The 23,021-nt window shown below is 54.7% G+C and carries 18 protein-coding genes; 8 read left to right on the top strand and 10 right to left on the bottom strand.

The window, feature by feature from the left end:
• The first annotated feature begins 86 nt into the window (after positions 1 to 86).
• A complete protein-coding gene (gene exaC / locus ACQE2I_RS13615) occupies positions 87 to 1,607 on the top strand; it encodes an acetaldehyde dehydrogenase ExaC (RefSeq protein WP_295708195.1) in 1,521 nt (506 codons plus the stop codon).
• A 138-nt stretch (positions 1,608 to 1,745) separates the two neighbouring features.
• Entirely contained in the window at positions 1,746 to 2,774 is a 1,029-nt protein-coding gene (gene adhP / locus ACQE2I_RS13610; protein ID WP_101147481.1) for an alcohol dehydrogenase AdhP, read from the top strand.
• A 76-nt stretch (positions 2,775 to 2,850) separates the two neighbouring features.
• Here adhP and dauA read toward each other — a convergent pair whose 3' ends face one another.
• The 3 genes from dauA to ACQE2I_RS13595 all read right to left on the bottom strand — a co-directional run bounded on the left by dauA (position 2,851) and on the right by ACQE2I_RS13595 (position 7,425).
• Entirely contained in the window at positions 2,851 to 4,599 is a 1,749-nt protein-coding gene (gene dauA / locus ACQE2I_RS13605; RefSeq protein WP_298964450.1) for a C4-dicarboxylic acid transporter DauA, read from the bottom strand.
• A 151-nt stretch (positions 4,600 to 4,750) separates the two neighbouring features.
• A complete protein-coding gene (gene betT, locus ACQE2I_RS13600; protein WP_427028598.1) occupies positions 4,751 to 6,799 on the bottom strand; it encodes a choline BCCT transporter BetT in 2,049 nt (682 codons plus the stop codon).
• A gap of 203 nt (positions 6,800 to 7,002) precedes the next feature.
• Positions 7,003 to 7,425: a hypothetical protein gene (locus ACQE2I_RS13595; protein ID WP_022522299.1), complete on the bottom strand. Its 423-nt coding sequence runs from the start codon at positions 7,423 to 7,425 to the stop codon at positions 7,003 to 7,005.
• A 149-nt stretch (positions 7,426 to 7,574) separates the two neighbouring features.
• Here ACQE2I_RS13595 and ACQE2I_RS13590 point away from each other — a divergent pair, with 149 nt between their 5' ends.
• Positions 7,575 to 8,525, top strand: a complete 951-nt coding sequence (locus ACQE2I_RS13590; RefSeq protein ID WP_159177251.1) for an alpha/beta hydrolase — start codon at positions 7,575 to 7,577, stop codon at positions 8,523 to 8,525.
• Positions 8,526 to 8,538: 13 nt separating this feature from the next.
• Here the strand turns inward: ACQE2I_RS13590 and ACQE2I_RS13585 are convergent, their stop codons facing one another.
• Positions 8,539 to 9,039, bottom strand: coding sequence for a hypothetical protein (locus ACQE2I_RS13585; protein ID WP_427028597.1), 501 nt, complete (start codon positions 9,037 to 9,039; stop codon positions 8,539 to 8,541).
• 366 nt (positions 9,040 to 9,405) lie between these two features.
• Between ACQE2I_RS13585 and ACQE2I_RS13580 the strand changes: the two genes are divergently transcribed.
• The 4 genes from ACQE2I_RS13580 (at position 9,406) to ACQE2I_RS13565 (ending at position 13,531) form a co-directional block, all read left to right on the top strand.
• Positions 9,406 to 10,419, top strand: coding sequence for a Bug family tripartite tricarboxylate transporter substrate binding protein (locus tag ACQE2I_RS13580; protein WP_022522303.1), 1,014 nt, complete (start codon positions 9,406 to 9,408; stop codon positions 10,417 to 10,419).
• A 112-nt stretch (positions 10,420 to 10,531) separates the two neighbouring features.
• Complete coding sequence (locus ACQE2I_RS13575; RefSeq protein ID WP_027958069.1) at positions 10,532 to 10,981, top strand: tripartite tricarboxylate transporter TctB family protein; 450 nt, start codon at positions 10,532 to 10,534, stop codon at positions 10,979 to 10,981.
• 9 nt (positions 10,982 to 10,990) lie between these two features.
• On the top strand, positions 10,991 to 12,499 hold the full coding sequence (locus ACQE2I_RS13570) for a tripartite tricarboxylate transporter permease (RefSeq protein WP_022522305.1): 1,509 nt from the start codon (positions 10,991 to 10,993) through the stop codon (positions 12,497 to 12,499).
• A gap of 21 nt (positions 12,500 to 12,520) precedes the next feature.
• Entirely contained in the window at positions 12,521 to 13,531 is a 1,011-nt protein-coding gene (locus ACQE2I_RS13565; protein ID WP_041158846.1) for an AbrB family transcriptional regulator, read from the top strand.
• On the opposite strand, the gene ACQE2I_RS13560 is transcribed toward ACQE2I_RS13565, so the two are convergent.
• From ACQE2I_RS13560 to ACQE2I_RS13535, 6 genes are all read right to left on the bottom strand, one after another.
• On the bottom strand, positions 13,524 to 14,903 hold the full coding sequence (locus ACQE2I_RS13560; RefSeq protein WP_009287365.1) for a sensor histidine kinase: 1,380 nt from the start codon (positions 14,901 to 14,903) through the stop codon (positions 13,524 to 13,526). The two genes, ACQE2I_RS13565 and ACQE2I_RS13560, sit on opposite strands and share 8 nt — an antisense overlap.
• On the bottom strand, positions 14,896 to 15,582 hold the full coding sequence (locus ACQE2I_RS13555) for a response regulator transcription factor (protein WP_427028596.1): 687 nt from the start codon (positions 15,580 to 15,582) through the stop codon (positions 14,896 to 14,898). Before ACQE2I_RS13555 ends, ACQE2I_RS13560 begins: the two co-directional genes overlap by 8 nt.
• 14 nt (positions 15,583 to 15,596) lie before the next feature.
• Positions 15,597 to 16,292, bottom strand: a complete 696-nt coding sequence (locus ACQE2I_RS13550; RefSeq protein ID WP_427031474.1) for a response regulator — start codon at positions 16,290 to 16,292, stop codon at positions 15,597 to 15,599.
• An 87-nt stretch (positions 16,293 to 16,379) separates the two neighbouring features.
• Positions 16,380 to 17,786, bottom strand: a complete 1,407-nt coding sequence (locus ACQE2I_RS13545; RefSeq protein ID WP_427028595.1) for an ATP-binding protein — start codon at positions 17,784 to 17,786, stop codon at positions 16,380 to 16,382.
• On the bottom strand, positions 17,786 to 20,908 hold the full coding sequence (locus tag ACQE2I_RS13540; protein WP_427028594.1) for an efflux RND transporter permease subunit: 3,123 nt from the start codon (positions 20,906 to 20,908) through the stop codon (positions 17,786 to 17,788). The genes ACQE2I_RS13545 and ACQE2I_RS13540 overlap by 1 nt, the downstream gene beginning before the upstream one ends.
• On the bottom strand, positions 20,905 to 22,119 hold the full coding sequence (locus tag ACQE2I_RS13535; RefSeq protein ID WP_427028593.1) for an efflux RND transporter periplasmic adaptor subunit: 1,215 nt from the start codon (positions 22,117 to 22,119) through the stop codon (positions 20,905 to 20,907). The genes ACQE2I_RS13540 and ACQE2I_RS13535 overlap by 4 nt, the downstream gene beginning before the upstream one ends.
• A 180-nt stretch (positions 22,120 to 22,299) precedes the next feature.
• On the opposite strand from ACQE2I_RS13535, the gene ACQE2I_RS13530 reads away from it, so the two are divergent.
• On the top strand, positions 22,300 to 22,893 hold the full coding sequence (locus tag ACQE2I_RS13530) for a TetR family transcriptional regulator C-terminal domain-containing protein (RefSeq protein ID WP_427028592.1): 594 nt from the start codon (positions 22,300 to 22,302) through the stop codon (positions 22,891 to 22,893).
• Positions 22,894 to 23,021: the final 128 nt, after the last annotated feature.

Raw genomic sequence — 23,021 nt, 5'->3', positions numbered from 1 at the left:
CCTGCCATCGGGCTATATCGCCATTTGCTTTAGTGAACAACACTGTCAATGCACCTTTAATAATCATAATACTCAGGAGCAATACAATGATCTACGCCAACCCTGATGATACCGGTTCTGTGGTGTCATTTGAAAAACGCTATGGCAACTATATCGGCGGCGAGTTTGTCGCCCCGGTGAAAGGTCAGTACTTCGATAATATCAGCCCCGTCAATGGCCATGTCTTCTGCGAAATCCCCCGCTCAACGGCAGAGGATATCGATAAAGCGCTGGATGCGGCCCACAAGGCGGCGCCTGCCTGGGGTAAAACCTCGGTTCAAGAGCGCAGCAATATCCTATTGAAAATCGCTGACCGCATTGAGCAAAATCTGGAAATGCTTGCGGTAGCTGAAACCTGGGATAACGGTAAAGCCGTACGCGAAACCATCAATGCCGATCTCCCCTTAGCTGTCGATCATTTCCGCTACTTTGCAGGCTGCTTGCGCTCTCAGGAAGGCACCGCGGCGGATATTGACGCCAATACGGTTTCCTACCACTTCCACGAGCCGCTGGGTGTAGTCGGGCAGATTATCCCCTGGAACTTCCCGATTCTAATGGCTGTTTGGAAGCTGGCGCCTGCACTGGCCGCGGGTAACTGCGTGGTCTTGAAGCCTGCGGAACAAACGCCAGCGTCAATTTTGAAAGTGGCCGAATTAATTGGTGATCTTCTGCCATCTGGCGTACTCAATATCGTCAACGGCTTTGGCGCAGAAGCGGGTCAGGCACTGGCGAGCAGCAAGCGTATCGCTAAAATTGCCTTTACGGGCTCAACGCCCGTTGGCTCGCATATTCTGAAGTGCGCGGCAGAGAATATTATTCCCTCCACTGTAGAGCTTGGCGGCAAATCCCCCAACATCTACTTTGCCGACATTATGAACGCCGAGCCGACGTTTATTGATAAAGCGGTAGAAGGCCTGGTGCTGGCGTTCTTTAACCAGGGCGAAGTGTGTACCTGTCCTTCTCGCGCGCTCATTCAAGAGAGTATGTACGACGAGTTCATGGCCAAGGTTATTGAGCGCACCCAAACCATCAAGCGTGGCAATCCTCTGGATACCGATGTGCAGGTAGGTGCTCAGGCATCCCAAGAGCAGTTCGACAAGATCATGTCGTACATGGACATTGCCCGCGACGAAGGCGCCGAGTTCCTCACCGGTGGCAATAAAGAAACCCTGGACGACAGCCTTAACAGTGGCTATTACATCCAGCCAACGTTGCTCAAGGGCAACAACAAGATGCGTGTTTTCCAGGAAGAGATCTTTGGCCCAGTCGTGGCGGTGACCACCTTCAAGGATGAGGAAGAAGCGCTGGCGATTGCCAACGACACCGAGTTCGGTCTGGGCGCTGGCCTGTGGAGCCGCGATATCAACGTCGCTTTCCGTATGGGCCGGGGCATTCAAGCCGGGCGAGTGTGGACCAACTGCTACCATCAATATCCCGCCCACGCGGCATTCGGTGGCTACAAGAAATCCGGCGTCGGCCGCGAAACCCACAAGGTGGCGCTTGAGCACTACCAGCAAACCAAAAACCTGCTGGTCAGCTACGACATCAATCCGCTGGGCTTCTTCTAACCCGCCACGTTTTTCTATGTATAGCTAACCCACACCGTCCGGCATCAGCCGGGCGGTAATTGTCAGTCCCCTGACGCTGACTCTACTGATAAGAGCAGTGCTTAAACTGCCGTATCGAAAACTATTAGGAGTTGCATCATGGATAGCACAATGCGCGCGGCGGTCGTTCGTGAGTTTGGCCAGCCGTTGGTCATAGAAGAAGTTGATGTACCTCGCCCCAAGCAGGGCGAAGTGTTGATGAAAGTGGCGGCCTCTGGTGTCTGCCATACCGATTTACACGCTGCTCACGGCGATTGGCCGGTAAAACCCTCGCCACCGTTTATTCCAGGGCACGAAGGCGTTGGGCATATCGTGGCGGTGGGTGAAGGCGTTACCCATGTCAAAGAGGGTGATCGTATTGGTGTACCCTGGCTCTACTCGGCCTGTGGTTACTGCGAGCACTGTTTAGGCGGTTGGGAGACGCTGTGCGAGTCCCAGCAGAATACCGGCTACAGCGTTAACGGCGGGTTCGCGGACTACACCTTAGCGGATGCAGGCTATGTAGGGCGCTTGCCGGATGCCGTTGATTTTATCGAAATAGCCCCGGTGCTGTGTGCCGGTGTAACGGTTTATAAAGGCTTGAAAATGACCGATACCCACCCCGGTCAGTGGGTGGTGATTTCGGGTATTGGTGGCCTGGGCCATATGGCGGTGCAGTACGCTAAAGCGATGGGGCTGAACGTGGCGGCTGTCGATATCGATGACGGTAAGCTAGCCCTGGCTGAGCGTTTAGGCGCCACGGTAACTGTTAACGCCATGAAAACCGACCCAGCGGCCTACCTGAAGAAAACCATTGGTGGCGCTCACGGTGCCTTGGTGACAGCGGTGTCGCCGAAGGCGTTTGATCAAGCGCAGAATATGCTACGCCGCGGCGGCACACTGGTGCTCAATGGCCTACCACCCGGCGACTTCCCGCTGCCAATTTTTAGCACAGTGCTCAATGGCATTACCATACGTGGCTCTATCGTTGGCACGCGCAGCGACCTGCAGGAAGCGCTGGATTTCGCTGCCGAAGGCAAGGTTAAGGCCACGGTCGCAACCGATACGCTGGACAATATCAACGATGTCTTCCAGCGCATGATCGACGGCAAAATCGAGGGTCGTATCGTGTTGGATATGGCGAGCTGACATCGTTCTAGTGTCGTATCTCAGGGGGAGGCAACTCCCCTTTTTAATTTCGGCAGTGTCACTGCTCAGGCACGATTTAATCCCCGCCGTTCCCCTGTTGGCCCAACCAACGGCGCGCCATTCGCTCTGCGTGGGCAAGGTTACTGACAACCGCTAACTGACCTGCTTCGCGCTTAATGCCCGCGCGTTTGAGTTTCAGCGCCATGCGCGGTGACAACCCTACAAATATTACCCCCACCCCATGCTCGCCCAGCTCGCGTCGCAGCGTATCCAGCGCCACCATGGCGGTGGTATCCAGGCTGGGTACATCGCGCATATCCAGAACGACGATTTTTACGCTGTGGTCAATCACTCTGAGTGTGGCAATGGCCTTTTCTGCTGCGCCAAAAAACAGCGGTCCGCTTATCTTATAAAGGGCTACTTCCGGCGGGAAGTGTTCGCTGGTGTTGGGTGCCGCCAAGCGTTGGGTATGAGTCAGCTGTGCCATTCGGCGAATAAACAGCGCGGCGGCTAGGCCAATACCCACGGCCACGGCAACCACCATGTCGAAAACAACCGTGAGTACGAAACAGATCACCAACACCCAAACATCGCTGGCGGGGGCGCTTTTCAGCGTATGCATAAAGTGGTGCGCCTCGCTCATGTTCCAGGCGATGATGAAGAGCAGGGCAGCCAGAGCGGCCATGGGTACATATCCCAGTACTCCCGCGAGCACGACCACGGCAAGTAGCACTACGACTGAGTGCACCACTGCAGCGATAGGTGAAAAGGCACCGCTTTTGATATTGGTCGCGGTGCGGGCAAGGGCCGCCGTGGCGGTAATGCCGCCGAAGAAGGGCACCACCATATTGCCCAGCCCCTGGCCAATTAGCTCGGCATTAGGATCATGGCGGGTGCGAGTTAAGCCATCTGCTACCACGGCACACAGTAGCGACTCAATGGCCGCCAGCAGTGCAATCGCCAGTGCCGGGCCAAGCAGAGCCTGAATCAGCGCAAAGTCGATCTCAAGCGGCGTGCCATCGGCACCAGGGAAATGCCACGGTGCGATAAAGCCAGGCGCGAAGGGAGGAATGCCACTGCCGCTTTCGCCCTGATACTCCCAGCTAAAGCGCGAGGCGATAGTATCGACCTCGACACCACCCACCAGCAGCAGGGCGGCAACCAGGGTACCCACCGCCAAGCCAACCAGCGGGGCAGGAACTGGCGTATTCAGACGGGGCCAGATTAACAGCGTTGCCAAGGTCACAAGCCCGACGCTGATTTCAGCCAGTGACAGAGTGGGCAGTGCTCGACCAATCAGCATGAGGTTACGCAGAGTACTATCGCCGAGCTCGACCCCGGCCAAACCGAGAAAATCGGGCAGTTGCAGCAGCGCAATGACGACGCCAATGCCCGCTGTGAAGCCAAGAATGACCGGGTAGGGGACGTACTGAATCAGACTGCCCAGCCGCGACAGCCCCAGCGCGACCAAAATGGCGCCTGCCATAAAGGTAGCAATCAGCAGCCCGCCCAAACCATGATTGGCCACAATGGGGAATAGGATCACCACAAAGGCGGCGGTAGGGCCAGAGATATTAAACCGCGAACCGCCGGTCAAGGCGATCACCGCGCCTGCCACGATGGCAGTGTATAGCCCGTGCTGAGGTGGCACGCCAGTAGCGATGGCCAGCGCCATGGAGAGCGGTACCGCCACCACACCAATCGTCAGACCCGCCATTACATCCCGCTTGAATTTGGCCAGCGTATACCCTTCACGCCAGGCGTTTACTAACGCGCGGCCAGGCATCGGGAAAACGTATCCCGAAGATTGATGGACACGGGACATAGAGTCAGCCTCCTAAAAATAGGGAAAACAAGCCATTACGCTACGCCTGCGGTGAAATTTGCACAACAAGTCGTTAGTCGCGGAGTCGTTCGCGCACAAAAAATCCCAGCCGCTTGGCTGGGATTTTTTTAGGCTAAGCGCAGATGCTTACTTATATCTGCGAGTCTTCAGGCGGTTCGCCGATGGTGCCAGGCATTGCCTGAACATGACCCATCTGCTCACCGGCCAAGGTGAGGAAGTGTAAGTGGCGCTCATACTCAGCCACCAAATCACCAATCACCTGACCACGGGTATAACCGTTAAGGTCTTTATCTTGTCCACCTTCCGCCAGGTAGACATCCAGACGTACATAGAAGTCATCATCGGCAGGGATGAAGCTTGGTGTGCGCATACGGTGCGGACACACTTGGTAGACAAAGCTGGTGGCGTCACCGAAGTCGACCTGGAGCGTCAGGTTCGGTAGCGACTCGCCCTCGACATGCTCTTCGGTCACATTGGCGGTTTGACCACGGCTTTCAAGCTCCTGAGCAAACTGGGTCATCGCTGGGCGAATAGAGTGCTCGATCGTCGCAGCGGCACCCGCACGATTAGAGGTATCCAGGGCGCGATCCAGGCGCTCTCGCCAGTCACCACCGGGGGCACCACCAGCAATCATGCGGCGTGCATCGGCTTTGCTACCTTCAAGTTTCAGCGCTTTATACATGCCCACCATTACCGCGAAAATCACCACTGAGAAGGGCAGTGCGGTTATAACGACGGCACTCTGCAGCGCGTTCAAGCCACCGGCCATGAGTAGGGCAATAGTGATCAAGCCGATGACGGCCGACCAGAAAATACGCAGTTTTACCGGCGCATCGTGGTTCACGTCGCTCAAAATAGACGTGAAGTTGGCCAGTACCAGTGCACCGGAGTCCGCAGAGGTGATAAAGAACACGATGCCCAGCACGGTAACCACCGCCGCGGTAAGACCTACATAGGGGTAGTACTCAAGCAGTGTGTAGAGCGTGGTTTGCGGGGTGTTCAGGGCCTGTTTACCCAGCTCGGCAACGCCCTGGTTGGCTACCAGCTCAATACCGCTGTTACCAAATACCGACATCCATACCATCATAAAGGCGAGCGGAATAAACAAGGCGCCTGCGACAAATTCACGAATGGTACGACCACGGGAGATACGCGCCAGGAACAGTCCCACAAACGGTGTCCAGGCAATCCACCAGCCCCAGAAGAAGATCGTCCACCACATTTTCCACTCTTGGGCGCCTTCATCGGCAAAGGCGTAGGTATCGAAACTGGCACCCACGAACCCAGACAGATAATCACCGGCGTTATTGACCACTTTATCCAGTAGTACCAGTGTGTCGCCGGAAAAGAGCACAAACAGCATCAGCGCTAACGCCAGCAGCATGTTGAATTCTGAGAGTCGGCGAATGCCTTTCTCAACCCCGGTTACCACGGAAATCGTCGCCAATACGACCACTAAGATAATCAAAATCACCTGCACCGTGAGCGTTTCCGGCACGCCGAACATATAGGTGAGGCCGTAGTTGAGCTGCATCACCCCAATACCCAGGCTGGTAGCGATGCCGAACACGGTAGAAATCACTGCGGTAATATCGACCGCATTACCAATCGGGCCGTGGATACGTTTACCGAGTATCGGGTAGAGCGCGCTACGAATCGCCAGCGGCAAGCGATGACGGTAGCTGAAGTAAGCCAGCGCCATACCCATCAACACGTACAGCCCCCAGCCGGAGAGCCCCCAGTGCAGATAGGTTTGAACGACGGCATTACGCATTGCTGCCTGGCTTTCTGGGGTTAAATCCGGCGGCGCCAAATAGTGCGCTACCGGCTCGGCTACGCTGAAAAACAGCAGGTCGATACCGATACCCGCCGCAAACAGCATGGCCGACCAGGAGAGCAGCGAAAACTCGGGCCGTGAGTGATCGGGCCCTAGGCGAATACTGCCAAAGCGTGACATGCCAATAGCAACCACAAAGACTAGGTAGGCAACAATCGCCAGCATGTAGTACCAGCCAAAGGTTTTGCTGACCCAGGCAAGCCCGGCATCAAAAAAAGCACCGGCTTGCTCGGTGAACAGCATGGTGAGTACTAAAAAGATAACGATACCCGCCACACTGCCGTGGAAAACCACGGGATTGAGGCGGTCGCGGGAGGGGAGGATGGGGTTGTCTTTCGCCATGCAGGCGGACTCCTGTTGTTGAAAGATGAATTTTTATTTTGAATGAACGTTCAAATAAAATACGCGATTAAGTGTCCCCCTTCAAGTTAACCTTCCTATTTGGGTTGAATTAGCGTGGAGTTATCAGCGTGCTGATGAAAGCGCAGACACAAAAACGCCCGGAAAACCGGGCGTTGGATCAAGGTTTGAGGCTTGGCCTGCGTTTATTCGCTGTCGGCGTTTTCGTCACTATTACCATCGTGATGGCCACGTTTGCCGTGCTTGCCACGATACTCTTCATGGGCTTCTTGCATGGCGTTGCGCAGTGCTTGCTGCTCTTCTTCTGTGAGAATTTCAGCTACCCGTTCGTGATGCTCTTCACGCAGTGCCTGCATGGCTTCGCGATGTTCAGCGTGTGCTTCGTTAAGCTCTGCCTGTTTCTCTGCTGAGATATCTGCACGCTCGTACACTTCCTGGCGACGCTCCTCCATGCGCTCTTCCATGCGTTCGCGATCAGGGCCTTGCCCTTCATGGTCACCGTGGCTATTTGCTTGAGCGGTAAACGCTAATGGAGCAATGGCGATAGCCAGCAGGGCGGGGGCTAACAGTTGGCGAATTGACATTTTCCTAGCACTTGAAACGTTCATAAGTACTCTCCTGATGAGTTGACGATGACAGTATCGCTAGGCGACGTGCAAACCGTTTGCAGATAGTGTGCAACAATCATGATCTTATTGGCTTGTTGCAGGTCGTAGTCGCTAGGTGAGGGGTCACCTACTTTTCAAGAAGAAGCATCATGTCGCGAACCGAGCAACTTCGCGTATGGCAGCAGCGTTGCGCGTTTACCTCTCTCCGCCGCGTGACTGGCCTGGGGGCCATTGCCTTAATGCTGAGTGCTTGTAGCGCTGCCCAACACGTTAGCCAGGGTGAGCCTGCGATTGAGAGCAATGCGCTGCGCGAACCCCAGCCTTTTACGCGCTTGTCACCTGCCACTTATACGCCCGAAGAGTGGCCCCAGGCGTTAACAGCTGATGTTTATCTACCCGACGACTCGCTCGGTGGGTTGCGACCTGCTGCCTTAGTTGTGCATGGAGGCGGCTGGCGTAATCGCACACCGGAAGATATGCAGAGCATCGCTGAGAGCTTAGCAGGGCAAGGCTATGTGGCGGTTAATATTGAGCACCGCTTTGCGCCGGAGTATCGCTTCCCCAGCCAACTGCACGACTTGCAACAGGCGATGGCCTGGATTCACGCCAATGCCGATAGGTGGCAGGTGGATACGAGCCGTATTGTCGGGGTGGGGTTTTCATCGGGGGCGCATTTAGTGAGTTTGCTGGCAGTGGCGGGAGTAGAGGGGCCGCTGGCTGAACCTTACGGCGGTGAGCAGAGCCGTTTGGCTGCAGTATTGGCAGGAGGGCTACCTAGTGATTTGCTTAAGTTTGACGATGGACGCTTAGTCGTCGACTTTATCGGCGGTACCCGCGCTGAAGAAAACGAAGCGTATCGCCTAGCCTCTCCCGCACGGCAAATTACTCCGCAGACGCCGCCATTTTTTCTGTTCCACGGCAAGTGGGATCAACTGGTGCCGGTGGATCACGCCACGGACTTCTATCAAGCCCTGCAGGAAAATAACATCGAGAGCGAGCTGTATCTGCAGCGCTGGCGCGGCCACTTCGCCAGCTTTCTATTCCGTGGCGGCGCCATTGATGCAGGCATTGCGTTTCTTAATCGGCAGGTCAATCCTTAACGGTTATACGTCATCAAGACATGGCCAATGACATCATTCCGATAACAGCGCCATCATCAAGATCCATCTGAGTGACGAGTTTGCTTAGTTGGCTCATAGCCTCTTGAAGCGAATTATTGAGGCTACTGATTTCCTGTTGCAGGGCGTCGAGTTTTGCTTGGCGTTGTTCATCGTTTAGGGACTTGTCGCGCATAACATCTTCAAGTTCCTGCTGTTTCTCCTTTAACTTTTCTCTATATTCAACAATTCGCTTTACTAGTTCTTTAATCTCCTGCGGGAGATCGCTTTCATCGATTTTGGTGTTCTTCGCTTCCTGTGTGTTACCAGCCTTTTCTGAAGCTGAGGCGATGCCTCTAGCCACGGGCGAAAGATCCAAATGAATGCTGGTGTTGGCTTCTTCCTGGGCGGCGTTAGAAGTGACCGGTGTAGTTGTTACCTTCTCGGCATTTAACGGCTCACTACGTAAAGAATGTGCGTCTAAAGAAGCACTCCCGGTAGGTAAAGAGATGGTCATGGCAATCTCTCGTTAGTGTTAAGGGCTATTTTAAGCAGGCGCGACCGCGGCTACACAGGCTTGCTTAGATAAATAGGTTCAAAGCAGGCTAATAGTGTTATCGACAGCCCGAGGCAATACTTTAGCTTACGCTAAGGAATGCCTAGGTGACCTGGAAGTCAGTGCAATAGGGATAGCCATCATTGCTGCATGGCCATTGATGCAGGCATCACGTTTCTTAATCGGCAGGTAGTTAGCAGGGGTTAGACTTTAGTTGCGTTCTTACTTTATGCAAGGTTGGTGACAGTTTCGTGGGGTAGCGTCTTAAGCACACAAGGTAAGATCTGTGTCGAAAACCAAGCAAACTTATAAAAAGAGAGCCACGCTATGCTTAACACTTCCAGTGCTTCCTTATCGTTTAATATCAAATCGATATTGGTAGGGGCAACGGCCGCCATTGCCTCTCTATCAATGGCGCTTCCTGCTGTAGCTGACGACTTTCCTTCTCGGCCGCTCAACATGGTGGTAGGTTTTGGCACCGGCGGAAGTGCGGATCGTATGGCCCGCATGATGTCAGGGCCTATTTCCGAAGAGCTAGGTGTACCAGTACAAGTAACTAATCGCCCCGGTGCGGGCACTCAGGTTGCTTCTAATTACGTTCTTAACGTGCCTGACGATGGTTATACCGTCTATGCCTCGACATTTGCTCCTTACTTAACCAACTCGATCCTTACTGGTGATGCAGAGTTTAGTGTCGACGACTTTTCTTATATCAACTTCCAGTGGTTTGATTTGGATCTAATCGCTGCAAATAAAGACAGCGGTTATGAAGACCTGCCAAGCCTGCTTGAAGCGATCCGCGAAGAAGAGGGTCAAGTACGCGGTGCGGTGGTTCAAGGTTCTGCTGGTCACTTAATGGTGCGCTTGCTGCTTGATGAGGCAGGTATTCCCCAAGATAACCTCAACTTGGTGACCTATAACAGCGGCGGTGAAGCCCGTTCAGCGGTAGCGGGTGGGCAGGTGGATTTCGTCTCTATTAGTGCCCAGGGCAGTGAGGGAATCCGTGAGTTCTTAACCCCGTTGGCGATCGTAAGTGATGAGCGCATTGAACAGTGGGATGCACTCCCGATCAATGAAGCGCTGGCGCCGATGAATCTTGAGGTGCCCGTTCTTCAGGGCTCAATGCGCGGCTTTGCAGTGACCAGTGAAATGGAGCGTCAGCATCCTGAGCGTTTTGAGAAGATCTCCTCGGCTATTCAAAGTGCGCTTGCCCGCAAGGATGTTCAAGAGCAGCTTGAGCGCAATGAAATGGGCGGCGTTTGGGTAGGCCCAGAGCGCTCCAACGAGCTGATGCGCGAAAACTATCAGGTGTTTGAAAAGTACGCTCACCTGCTTAACTAATTTTCACGAACAGGTTTTTCACGACCAAGTTTTTCCGAGCAGTTTTTCCGAACGAATCCTTCCATGATAGCTGGCCCCTCACATTAATGAGGGGCCAGTATGGGGTTTTACCATGTCTGAATGTAAACGTGACTATGGGGACTTTATCGTTCTCATGGGTCTGGCTGGCTTTACACTATGGTATTTATTAGATGCCATTCGCGTATCCGCCACACCGCAAAACCTGCTGCTTATACTGCCACTTGCCGTTATCGTGTTAGCGATTATTGCACTCGAGTTGATCCTGCGTATTAAACACGGCTCGCTGTTTCGCTCCTCTGAAGAAGAACCGCTGCATAAAACATTACCTGTTGTGGGCCTCTTCGCCGCCTATGTAATGTCGCTTGAAGCGATAGGCTTTGATATTGCCACCGTAGCGTTTCTGGCGCTTTTCCTGATCCTTAAGGGGGAGCGCAATTGGTTGTTGGTAGGTGGTTATAGCGTCGTTTTTGGGCTGAGTGTCGCGTTCTTTTTCTCGCAGATGCTGCCGTACCCGATGACACTGCTGCTGCTTCCAAGCTGAGGAGATACCATGATTGATTTTGGCGCAGTAGGGCAGAGTTTTGATCTGCTTTTTTCTAATTTTGGCCCTTGGTTGGTGGTAGTGCCAGGTATCGTGCTGGGGCTTATTTTTGGCGCAACGCCAGGCCTGCAGATATCAATGGCTATGGCCATTTTCCTGCCAATGACCATGTACATGGACTTTATTCAAGCCATGTTGTTCCTTACCGCTATTTTTACTGGCGGCTCATTTGGTGCCGGTATCCCAGCCATTCTGATGAATATTCCGGGAACCTCTTCGGCAATCGCTACCGCGTTTGATGGTTACCCCATGGCGCGAAAGGGGCAGCATAACCAGGCGTTAGGTGTCGCGTTAGCCTCCTCGGTGATTGGCGCGCTGATGGGCTACGTGGTGCTGTTCTTTATGATACAGCCGCTTTCCTACATGGTGCTGAGATTGGGACCAGCAGAGATGTTTGTAGTGATTCTCTGGGGGATGACGCTGATTGCGAGCTTAAAAGGCGAACAGGTGCTTAAAGGCTTGATTGCAGGATTTGTTGGCCTGTTAGTGGGGACGATTGGGTTTAGCGAAATTGGTTTAGCACGCGGGACGATGGGGCAAACTTACCTGTTGGACGGCGTCCCCGTCATTCCGGCCATGATGGGCATGTTTGCTGCTTCAGAGCTATTTAAGCTAGCTAATAAAGGCTTCATCGTTGAATCTGCCGATGCCCGCAAGGTCAAGGTGAGTGAGATCTTCGAAGGCTGCAGAATGGCGATGCGTTACCCTGTTGTGATGATTCGGGGTGGTTTGATTGGGGTGTTGGTAGGGGCGGTTCCTGGTGTGGGCTCCTCCGTGTCTAACCTGCTCTCTTACATAGAAACTAAGCGCCGTGATCGGGATCCCGATTCATTTGGGAAGGGCAATCCGAAAGGGGTCGTGGCCTCTGAGGCGGCTAACAGCAGCTCCGAAGGGGGCTCGATGGCAACACTGCTGGCACTAGGGATTCCCGGCGGTGGCGCTACAGCGGTAATGTTAGCGGCGTTTGCTATGCATAACATCACTGGCGGCCCGCAGTTTATTCGCCAACAAACGGATGTGGTTTACGCGATTATCTTCGCTAACTTTGCCCAGGTGTTTCTACTGGTGATCATCGGCTTACTGTTTATTCCTCTCTTGGCCAATATCGTCAAAGTGCCCATGCGCTACTTGATACCTTCTGTGTTGGTGCTGGCGGTAATGGGGTCATTCGGGCTAACCGGCAATATGACTGGGCCCGCTACGGTGCTGGTGTTTGCGGTGATCGGTTGGATATTTCGCCACTATGGCTACTCCGTACCCGCTGCCGTGATCGGCATGCTACTGGGCTCGCTGGCTGAAAAATCGCTACTTCACTCCTACCAAATCAGTGGTGGCGACATCACGTACGTTTTTGAGCGCCCAGTAACGCTGGCTATTTTTGCATTACTGCTTATCTCACTATTTAGCCAGCCACTAATGAAGCGGCTTAAAGCGCGTCAAGAGGCTGCTCAACTATGATTCCTGAATTCAGAATTTGAAATGTTGAAAAGAACTGTCATTACCGTTGGCTTGGGTTTTGTGGGTGGCTGGTTTGCCACCCTTTTTTCATTGCCCTTGGCTTGGATGCTTGGTTCTCTGTTTATGGTGATGGGCTTATCACTGGTGGGGGTGAAAACAGGTGTCGATAAGCGCGTACACCGCACCGCCATCGCACTGCTAGGGCTATTTATCGGGAGTCGAATCCAAGCAGATGAGCTCGTAGGATTGGTTTTGTGGTACCCCAGTGTGCTGGCAATGCTGGTTTATATGGGACTAATGTTGATCGGCGGGTTCTGGATTTTTAACCGAGCAAGAGTAGGGCGGATGAATGCTATTTTTTGCTCGTACCCAGGGAGTATGAATTCAGCGCTGGTGCTGGCTGAACGTGCAAATGGAGATTTACGTTGGATCGCCATCTCTCACTCACTACGCTTAGTCACCGTGGTCTCGGGTGCGGCTTTCGTGGCGAGTTTTTTTGTTGATGATGTGGCGCTTGCCAGTTCGCCATCAGCGCTAGCCTTAGTCGATATTTTGCCTCTGTTATTGGCACCACTGTGTTGGTGGTTAGCGCGCTTGTTAAGAATTCCTCTGCCTGAGTTTTTAGGGCCCATGGCCGCAGGGGCCATTATTGCTAATCTTGGATTTGATTACTCCCTGCCGACCGGGGTAGTGCTTGCAGCATTTCTGGTGCTGGGGGCTTCTGTAGGCTCGCGTTTTTCAGGAACTCAGTGGTCGCAGGTAGTCAGCATGGGGCGCTATGGGATTACATTTGCCCTATTTGCGTTGGTGGTAGCGGCGCTAATGGCATGGTTGGTTTCAAGTTTTACTCAACTAGCCTTCGTTGCCGTCCTGCTTGCGTTAATTCCTGGTGGAGTAGGAGAAATGGCGGTGATCGCCATGGTGATGGGTATCGACCCAGTCTATGTTGTTTCTCACCACATACTGCGCCTACTGCTATTGATCTTTATGACCCCGCTAATGCTGCGGATAGTCAATCAGCCGCTTAAATAGCGGGGAAAGTCACCGTGACCTCAAAGCCGCCCTGGGGCCGATTCGTTAACGCCAGTCGGGCAGAGTGCGTCGTTGCAATTTGTTCCACAATGGCCAGCCCTAATCCGCTTCCAGGCGTATGTTTGTTGTGGCGGAAAAAGCGCTCCGTCAATTTGGAAAGCTGCGCTTCCTCCACGCCGGTACCCTCATCGCTAACCGTTAACGTTACTTGGCGCGTGTCAGCCGTTAGTGCAACGGTTATAACGCCTCTATAGGCCATGCTGCCACCCGCATGCACGCTGGCATTTTCGATGAGATTGGTCACCAACCAGCGCAGCATAATGGGGTCGCCCAAAATGTTAGGTATTGCTTTATGTTGATCAAAGGCGAGTTCTTGGCTTTGTTTATAAATATTAGGGGCAGTCTGGGCACAGGCATCATGGCAAATGGCGATTAAATCGACACTTTCGAGATGAGACGTATCGACTAATTCGCTGCGTGTCTTGGCGTATTTAAGCAGTTGCTTAACGGTATGACTGGCATGTTCAGCGATGCGTTGAATCTCTCGCAGGCTAGTATGAGCGGGTGATTGCGAGGGGTCTTTAAGCGACATTTCCGTTAAAGCGCGAATCTCTGAGACCGGTGTTCTAAGCTGATGCGAGACATCAGCATTGAGCTGCTGAGTGCTTTCAATACTGCGCCGCATACGCTGCATTAAATGATTAATACTCTGGATTAGCGGCAGGATCTCTTTTGGGGCTGCATCATCCAATGCATGCAAGTCATTCGGTGAACGTTGTCGCAAGGCTTGGCTAACCGCGTTAAGAGGTGCTAACCCAAGGTGAATGGCTAAAAGTGCAATTGAAATTGCTAGTAAGCCTGTAACGACCATTAATCCTGTGAGCGTTATCATGAAGTCGTTGGTAAGGGTGTGGCGGGCTTCCTTTGATTCGGCGACGACGACTTCAATGTCTACCGGTTCGCCTCCGCGCCGGAACGGAAGGGTGAGCGCAACAGCTCTTAAAGCATTGCCCGCATAATCTACATCATAAAAAATTGGCTCATGCGACGTTTGGGGTGGATCTGTCAAACCGCTAAAGCCTGCGATTATGTCTCCGTCATTTTCTTTAATGCGATAGAAAATTTTTCCTTCACCTCTGCTGCCAAGTGTACTGATGCTGAAATAGTGCATATTGATGCGTAGCTCACCATCCGCTGTGTAAATTCGACGCTCCAGTCTCTGAGCTGCATTAAGTAGCAGGTCATCAAAGGTGGCATTAATTTGGCGAGACAGCAGCAGGTGACTAGAGATCAATGCCAAGATCGCGAGGGCGGTGAAAGGCAGTCCAATCCATAAAAGCAGCCGACTGCGGATCGATTGGCGTTTATTCATAATCAGGGGCTTTCACTTCTTTAGATTCCAGGTAATAGCCCAGGCCGCGTACCGTTTTTAAGCCGAAATCGTAGCCAATTTTTTTACGAATCCGGGAGATGTAAGTTTCCACTGCGGCGTAGCTGACCGACTCATCGGAGGTAGATAGTCGGTCGATAATTTGATCCTTATTAACGAGGCGATTTTGGTTTATCAGCAGGTACTCCATGACTTCTAACTCGCGGCGATGCAACAGCAAGGGTTTGCCATCAAGCCGAAGCTCCATGGCATCAGGTAAAAACTCTAAGCGCCCACACTGCAGCGTTTCTCCGCCAAAGTGCTTGGCACGCCGCACTAACGCACGGGCACGTGCAGTAACTTCTTCCAACGAAAAAGGCTTGCATAGATAGTCGTCTGCGCCCACTTCAAGACCATGTATGCGCTGATCCAGGCTGTCGCGTGCCGAAATAATCAAGACAGGGATCGTATCCTGCTGGTGGCGTAATTGGCGTAGCAGGGAAATACCATCCAGTTCAGGCAGGCCAAGATCCAATACCAGTAGGTCATATCTGCCCTGCTCAAGCATCTGGAGGGCTTTTTTGCCATTGTCGGCGACATCTATACTGAATGCGGCATCGCGAAGCGTGGCTGCAATAGAGTTTGCTAAATTAATGTTGTCTTCTACTATCAGCGCCTTCATAAGCAATCCTGTCGTTAACCCTCCGGCTGGTACTTATAACCTACGCCATACACCGAACGGATGATTTCCAGTTCTGGCAGCGCTTCGTGGATCTTCTTGCGTAGCTTTTTGATGTGGCTGTCGACGGTGCGCTCCGAGACGATGCGGTTGTCGCGATACATGTGATCCATTAGCTGCTCGCGGCTGAAAATTCGGCCCGGCGCCTGCATCATTACGCGTAATAACTGAAACTCCACCGCGGTCAGGCCTAAATCCTGCCCGTGGGCGAGCGCCTGCCAGCCATCTTCGTTTAATACCACCGGTGCGTTTTGCACGTCACTCGGCGCCTCGGCTGCCGCTTGGCTGCGGCGCAGTACGGCTTTGACCCGAGCGACGACCTCACGGGGGCTAAACGGCTTGCAGATATAGTCGTCGGCACCTAGTTCCAGCCCCAGCAGGCGGTCGACTTCTTCTACCTTGGCGGTGACCATGATGATCGCTATGGAAGGCCACTGTTGGCGTATTTCCCGGCTTAGGGTGAGGCCATCTTTACCCGGTAGCATAATATCGAGCAGCACCAGGGCAGGGGCGTGGTGTTCCAGCCACGGCATTACTTCATCGCCGTGGCCCAGGGTGGTCACCTCAAAGCCATGAGTGGTTAAGTAGTCCGCCATCAGGCGGGCAATTTTCGGTTCATCCTCAACAACGAGCAAAGAGGCAGCATGAGACATAAAAGTAGACTCGCTTAACAGTGAACGTGAAGGCATGGCTTAACGGTTCTTGTCATATCAGTTCTTGAAACATTAATCCCGGAAATATTAATCAGCAGCCAACAGCGGGAAACGCAGTGTCCAGCGCAGCCCACCTAGCGTTGAGATAGAGGGCGTCAACGTTGCACCGTGGGCATTGACCAGGGCGCTGGCGATGGAGAGCCCCAAGCCGCTGCCGCCGCTGGCACGGCTGCGCGAGCCTTCCACGCGATAGAGCCGCTCGGTCAAGCGTACTAGTTCTTCCTCCGGCACGCCCGGTGTGCTGTCTTCCCAGATCACCACTGCCATCCCTTGCTGGGCGGTGAGCGTGACACGCAGCTCGCCCGGCGGTTGGGTGTAGGCGCAGCTGTTATCCAACAGGTTGTTCCACAGCTGGCGTAGGCGCTGGGCATCGCCACGAATCATAATGCCAGGCTCAATCTGTTCGGTCAGCGTTAAACCGCTTTCGACTAACCAGCGGTCGGCGTCAGCCAGGCGGCTAGCCAGGCAGTCGCTAAGGTCCATCGGTGCCAGTTGAATATCCAGCGCGCCCGCGTCGCTTTGGGAAAGCAGGCGCAAATCCGTCACTAAACGCTCTAACTGACCAACCTCTTGGGCGAGAGAGCTAAGATTTTCCTGGTTGAGTGGCCGAATGCCATCCTGCATGGCTTCGATCTCTCCGCGCAGTACTGCCAGCGGTGTGCGCAGCTCATGGGCCGTATCTGATACCCAGCGGGCGCGGGCGTCGCGGCTGGCTTCCAGTGTGGCGGCAAGCACGTTGAAATCCCGTGCTAGGCGCGAAAGCTCGTCGCGACCGCGTTCTGGGAGCCGGGTGTGGTAGTCGCCTTCGGTAAGCCGCAGCGTGGCGCCAGCCAGTGCCCGGGTACGACGTCCCAGCCACCAGGAAAGCCCGCCTGCCAGTAGCAATGAAGCAACGCAGAGTGATATGACGATAAGCACTAGGTTACGCTGCTGGCGCTCCAGAAAGCGGCTCTCCATGCGCTCCAGCATTTCTCGCGGGGGCCTGAAACCGAGCGAGCCGATATCACTACCATCGCTTTGCAGTGTGAGCCAATGCCAGTTGCCTGAGCTTTCACGCCCGCTGTGGGGCGGCACCACAAACTGGCCGTCTGTGTCACGTAGTGTGAAGTCCCGTGCTTCGCCTAGCGGTGAGGGGCGGTCGCGGTGCTCCTGGCCCAGTTCAAAACGGACAATAAACGGCCAACGTTCCGGTGACTGCTCCAGCCACCCCCAGCTCTGCTGGGTTTCCCAGCGAGTCACGAGACCGTCAGCCAGCAGTGTGGCACGGCGTTCCTGGGCCTGATTGAGGTAGTCGAGAAAGCCGCGGTCAATACTGTACGAGACAGCAAGAAACATACTCGCTGAGATCGCTACATTGACGCTGAGAATAATCACGAACAGCTTTAGCCCCAGCCGAGAGGGGCGCCATTGACGTATGGCTGTGAGCAAGGCCATCAGTGGGCTCCTTCTTCTTGGCTAGGGTTTTTATCTAGTGCGGGTTGGCGTGGCGCACTGAGCCGCTCGCGAACATTCTCCATGCCTAAATAGAGGCAGGGCACCAGGATCAGCAGTATCACTGTGGCGAAAAGCATACCGAAGCCGAGCGAGATCGCCATGGGGATCATAAAGCGCGCCTGTCTGGACGTTTCCAAGATCATCGGTGCCAGACCTAGAAAGGTCGTCAGCGTGGTCATCATTATCGGGCGTAAGCGGCGGGTGGCTGCTGCCACAATGGCTTCCCGGGCGGCCATGCCCTCACGGCGTTTGCGGTTGGCATAATCAATCAGCACCAAGGCGTCGTTAATGACCACGCCTGAGAGCGCCAGCATACCCAGCAGGCTAATGATGGATAGCCCGAAGCCCATGATCATATGTCCAGCGACGGCACCAACAATGCCAAAGGGGATCGCGGCCAGCACCAGCAGTGGCTGTAGGTAGCTTCTAAACGGGATCGCCAGCAGTGCATAGAGCGCGGCAATCATTAACCACATGGAAGTTCTTAGCGTGGCTAAATTGTCGGCGGTATCCTGCTGACGGCCACCCATGCTGACTTCCAACCCCGGCCAGGTCGCTTCCAGATTGGGAAACTCCTGTTCCTGTAGGGTGGCGAGCACTTGATTGATGGCCACATCGCTTTCCGAGTCAGCGGTGACGGTAATAATCCGCCGCCCGTTAATGCGTTCAAGGCTGCTAGAGGCTTGGCTGATGGTAATGTCGGCTACCCGCGAAAGCGGCACACTTAGCCCATCAGGCGTGCGCACCGGCATGCGGTAAAGCTCGTTCAAACTGTCGCGGTTGTCGTTGGGTAAACGTACCTCAACGCTGATTTCGCTACGCCCGACGTATTGTTCCAATGCGGTGGCGCCCTGGAGGGGGCCGCGCAGCGCTTGGGCTAGGTTAGTACCGGTGAGCCCCAGTGCGCGGCCTTCTGCGGAAAGACGCATCTCCAGCTGTGGTTTGCCATCGCCCAGGCCGCTGTCGATATCTGTGAGGCCATAGCCGCCCAGCGTTTCCGCTAAGCGTTCGGCGGCGGCTTCCAGCACCTGAGTATCCGGGTGCGAAAGACGTAGACTGAGTGCCGCGCCGCTACCGGGGCCGCCGACATCGGCTTCAAAACGCACCGACTGGGCACCGAGTAAATCGCCGGTGAGATCACGCCACTCCCGGGCGATACGCGAGGGTGGCCACGCTTCCAGGCTCTCGCTGGCAATATCCAAACGCACTTCCAAACTTTCGCCATCTAAGCGGCTGCGTGAGCTGCTGAAGCTAAGTGTCTCTTCGCGCTCGCTGAGGGCATCGGCGGCGTCGAGCAGCTGCTGGCTAAGCTCGCGGCTAACGTTGATATTGCTACCAATGGGCAGGGTGACTGTGGCCTGCACCTGATCCGATTCGACCCTTGGCATCAAGGAAAAGCCCAAACGCCCACTCATCGCCCAGGAGAGTGCGATCAACAGAATTGCGATGCCCAGCGAAACACTTAGCAGGCGCTGATTGAGGGCGCGTTGCAGGAACGGTTCGAACTGGTGATAAGTAAAGTGGTGCAGGCCGCCCTGAAGGCGCTGGCGCAGCGCTTCAAGGGGACGCTGCCACGCCGGGGTTTGGCGCGGTTTGCGACTATGCGCCAGGTGAGCGGGTAGAATCACCAAGGCTTCCAGCCAGGAGACCAAGAATACCGTCACCACCACTACCGGCACGGTGGCAAAAATCAGCCCCAAAAAGCCGGGTAAAAATAGCAGCGGCAGGAAGGCGACGATATTGGACAGAATTGCAAAGGTTAGCGGCGTGGCTATTTCGCTGGCACCTTTGACCGCCGCATCGCGCAGTGAGTAACCCTCTTCCCGGTAGCTGTAGATATTCTCACCAACGATAATGGCGTCATCTACCACGATCCCCAGGGCGATAATAAAGGCGAACATCGACATCATGTTGAGCGAGACGCCGATCCAGGGCAGAAACAGCATGGCACCCAGAAACGCCGTCGGAATGCCCAGGGTGACCCAGAACGCCAACCGCGCTTCCAAAAATAGCGCCATGAGTACCAATACCAGCGCTAGCCCCATCCAGGCGTTTTTTAACAGCAGGCTAAGACGATCTTCGTAAACTTCTGAGCTATCGCGGGAAATATCCAGGCTAACGCCTTCTGGCATACCTGCGCGCAGGCGCTCAAGCTCACCGTTGACCGCTTCTGAAATACTGGTCGGGGTTTGATCGCCAATCTGGTAAACATCCACCGAGAGGCCGGGTTGGCCGTTATAAAACTCTTCGCGGTCTGTTTCGGCAAAGCCGTTGCTGACCTCTGCGATATCGCCAAGCGTAATCGGTGTTCCCTGGGTGCTGGTCAGAATGGGCAGTTCAGCAAAGGATTCGGCGCTGTTACGACGGCCTTGGTAGCGAATCAGCCATTCACCCTCTGCGGTGGTTAGCTGGCCGCTGGCAAGATCAAGCGCCTCTTCTGCGATGCGGCTGGCAAGCGTTTGGTGATCCAGACCGAAGCGTTCAATGGCTTCTTCATCCAGGCGAACTTGAATCTCCCGCTCCCGATTGCCGGAAAGCTCCGCACGAGAAATACCAGCAGTGGCTTGTAGCTCGCCGCGTATCTCTTCGGCTGCGTCGTGCAGTGCTGCTAGGCTCGCTTGCCCATATACCTGCAGACTCAAAACGCTGCGTGAACGCCCTGCAAGGGTGAAGCGGGGCGGGTCTGCAGCGCTGGGCAGGGTGGTGATCGCGTTCACCGCCTGCTGAATATCCTGATAGGCGCGCATTACATCGATGCCATCGATCAGCGTGGCACTGACGTTGGCGCTGCCTTCGCTGGCCGTGGCGGTCAGCTCGTCAATGCCCTCCACATCAGCAATCGCCGATTCAACGGGCAGCAGTAAACTCTGTTCGACATCTTCTGGCGTAGCGCCGGGGTAACTGATCGAGACTCGCACCACTTCGGTGTCGAACTCGGGGAATACTTCTTTTTTTATCGCCAGCGAGGCCATAAGACCGCCGACAATAAATAGCACCATCAGTAAGTTGGGCGCTACGCCGTGGTCGACCATCCAGGCCAGCGGGCCGCGAGGCACCTTCATGGTTCGTCTCCCTCACTGGCGGGGGTGTCATTGGCTCTACGAATGCGCACCTGTTGCCCCTCGCGAGGCTGGGCCAGCCCGGCGGTCACCACCTGCTCGCCAACGTCTAACCCGCTGCGGATTAACGCATTATCTTCACCGCGATAAGCCAGCGTGACCGGCGTTTGGCGCAGGCGATTATCTTCATCTACTCGCCAAGTGACATCACCCGGGCGAAGTGCCGCGGAGGGCAGCGAGATGAGCTGCTCTTGAATCGAGGGGTGAAAAGCGGCGCGCAGCACATCGCCCAGGCGCAGCGCAGGACCTTCGCTCGCTAGTGCCAGCGGATCGTCAACGGTGATCAGTAGCTGTGCCTGTAGGCCGTTCTCTTCCAGGCTGGGCAGCATCGACACTAGCGTGCCTTCGCGGCTAGTGCCTTCGGGCCAGCCGCGACTCGTCAACGTGACGCTGCTACCGGTTTCCAGCCATTCTAACCATTCGCCGGGCAGTGAGACACGCACCCAAAATTGTTCCACGCCGATCAGATGCAGAACCTCGGTGCCTTGACTGAGCAGGCTGCCAGCACCCACCAAGCGCTCTTGCACCATGGCACGCCAGGGTGCATTTAGCGTGGCACGTTCAACATTCAAGGCCGCCTGGTCACGCGCAACTCGCGCTTGGGTCAGTTCAGATTGGGCTTGGCGTAGCTGTGGTTCACGCAGCACCAGGGCGCGCCGCTCAGCTGAAAGCTGGCGACCAAACGATTCATACTCGCTGCGGGCGCGCTGCTGCTCCGCCTGTTCAAGGGCCAGCAGCGCTTGGGCATTGGTTAGCTGCGCCTGGGCATCTTCCAGCGCCAAGGTTAAATCAGCTTGATCAATATAGGCCACCGGGGACTGCTCTTCGACCACTTGGCCAGGTACTACGCCGTCGGCAAAACGCTCCAGCTGGCCCGCGACACGGCTAGCCAGCATGGTCTCTTGCTCAGCCTCAATGCGCCCATAGCCATGCAAGCTGGGCGCCTGGGTACTGGCGGTGGCAGTGATGACATCTACCATAGTAGGCAGAGGCTCGGGTGGTGGGGTACGCTCAATACGCGGTGGTTGGGTAATGATCCACCAAGCGAGCGTCAGCGTGGCGGCTAGAATCACTAGTGCCACTACGGCACCGAGACGGACGCGGCCATGTTGATAAGAAGAGCGGAACGAAGAGAAAGAGCGAGTTGATACCATTACCGCGCGTCATCCGTTGGCTAAGAGCGAAATTCCAGAAAAAATGCGTATGATGTTAGCATCACGTATTGTTGAGCAGCGATAAGTCAAACAATGTGCAAATAATATGCAACTGTCGTTTATTAGCCACTCCTTGACACACACTGGATAGTAATAGACTGACTGGTCTACTCTGAGCGTATGAAAAACACCCCAACCCGCGACAAATTAATCGATAGTGGCGCCCAGCTGATTAGTCAGCAAGGCTACAACGCAACGGGCATTAATGCTGTCTTAAAAACCTGCGGTGTGCCCAAAGGCTCTTTTTATCACTACTTCTCCAGCAAACAAGATTTCGGGCTGGCGGTTATTGAGCGTTTTGCCACCAGCTACGATGAATCGCTGGTGGCGCTGCTGGAAGATAGTGACACGCCGCCGCTTGAACGTCTAAAGCGTTACTTCGCGGCCGGTCGTGAGCATATGCATGAATGCGACCATGCGACGGGCTGTTTGATCGGCAATCTTGGCCAAGAGCTTTCGGGCCAGAGCGATACCTTCCGTGACGCGCTGAACGGAGTCTTTCAGCGCTGGGAACAACATTTCGTGAACTGCTTGCAGGATGCTCAAAAGCAAGGCGCTATCGCTACCCATACGGCCCCCGAAGCACTTGCCAGCTTTATTTTAACTGGCTGGGAGGGCGCAATTTTACGCGCTAAAACGCTTAAATCCGTTGAGCCAATGGAAAACTTTGAAGCGATTTTGTTTCAGCAGGTGCTCATTCGCACCGTGCCATAACCCCGCCGATTTGGCCCATGATCAGGCAGATATCGACGCAGGCGTAAAACTCACCTGCCCGTTAACAGTGATGTGGGGCGGTGAAGGTGCTATTGAAGCCTGCTTTGATGCCTTGGCTGAATGGCGCA

It is taken from the genome of Halomonas sp. H2 (assembly GCF_050215315.1).
Lineage (GTDB): Bacteria > Pseudomonadota > Gammaproteobacteria > Pseudomonadales > Halomonadaceae > Vreelandella.
Note: the sequence above shows the minus strand (reverse complement) of the source record. Positions and strands in the feature narration are given on the sequence as shown.

Bases quoted from the DNA above. Each gene is read 5' to 3' on its own strand.
- adhP (WP_101147481.1), top strand. From the start codon at position 1,746: ATGGATAGCACAATGCGCGCGGCGGTCGTTCGTGAGTTTGGCCAGCCG.
- ACQE2I_RS13540 (WP_427028594.1), bottom strand. From the start codon at position 20,908: ATGAAGGTGCCTCGCGGCCCGCTGGCCTGGATGGTCGACCACGGCGTA.
- dauA (WP_298964450.1), bottom strand. From the start codon at position 4,599: ATGTCCCGTGTCCATCAATCTTCGGGATACGTTTTCCCGATGCCTGGC.
- ACQE2I_RS13535 (WP_427028593.1), bottom strand. From the start codon at position 22,119: ATGGTATCAACTCGCTCTTTCTCTTCGTTCCGCTCTTCTTATCAACAT.
- ACQE2I_RS13530 (WP_427028592.1), top strand. From the start codon at position 22,300: ATGAAAAACACCCCAACCCGCGACAAATTAATCGATAGTGGCGCCCAG.
- exaC (WP_295708195.1), top strand. From the start codon at position 87: ATGATCTACGCCAACCCTGATGATACCGGTTCTGTGGTGTCATTTGAA.
- ACQE2I_RS13560 (WP_009287365.1), bottom strand. From the start codon at position 14,903: ATGAATAAACGCCAATCGATCCGCAGTCGGCTGCTTTTATGGATTGGA.
- ACQE2I_RS13580 (WP_022522303.1), top strand. From the start codon at position 9,406: ATGCTTAACACTTCCAGTGCTTCCTTATCGTTTAATATCAAATCGATA.
- ACQE2I_RS13585 (WP_427028597.1), bottom strand. From the start codon at position 9,039: ATGACCATCTCTTTACCTACCGGGAGTGCTTCTTTAGACGCACATTCT.
- ACQE2I_RS13595 (WP_022522299.1), bottom strand. From the start codon at position 7,425: ATGAACGTTTCAAGTGCTAGGAAAATGTCAATTCGCCAACTGTTAGCC.
- ACQE2I_RS13545 (WP_427028595.1), bottom strand. From the start codon at position 17,786: ATGGCCTTGCTCACAGCCATACGTCAATGGCGCCCCTCTCGGCTGGGG.
- betT (WP_427028598.1), bottom strand. From the start codon at position 6,799: ATGGCGAAAGACAACCCCATCCTCCCCTCCCGCGACCGCCTCAATCCC.
- ACQE2I_RS13575 (WP_027958069.1), top strand. From the start codon at position 10,532: ATGTCTGAATGTAAACGTGACTATGGGGACTTTATCGTTCTCATGGGT.
- ACQE2I_RS13550 (WP_427031474.1), bottom strand. From the start codon at position 16,292: ATGTCTCATGCTGCCTCTTTGCTCGTTGTTGAGGATGAACCGAAAATT.
- ACQE2I_RS13570 (WP_022522305.1), top strand. From the start codon at position 10,991: ATGATTGATTTTGGCGCAGTAGGGCAGAGTTTTGATCTGCTTTTTTCT.
- ACQE2I_RS13555 (WP_427028596.1), bottom strand. From the start codon at position 15,582: ATGAAGGCGCTGATAGTAGAAGACAACATTAATTTAGCAAACTCTATT.
- ACQE2I_RS13565 (WP_041158846.1), top strand. From the start codon at position 12,521: ATGTTGAAAAGAACTGTCATTACCGTTGGCTTGGGTTTTGTGGGTGGC.
- ACQE2I_RS13590 (WP_159177251.1), top strand. From the start codon at position 7,575: ATGTCGCGAACCGAGCAACTTCGCGTATGGCAGCAGCGTTGCGCGTTT.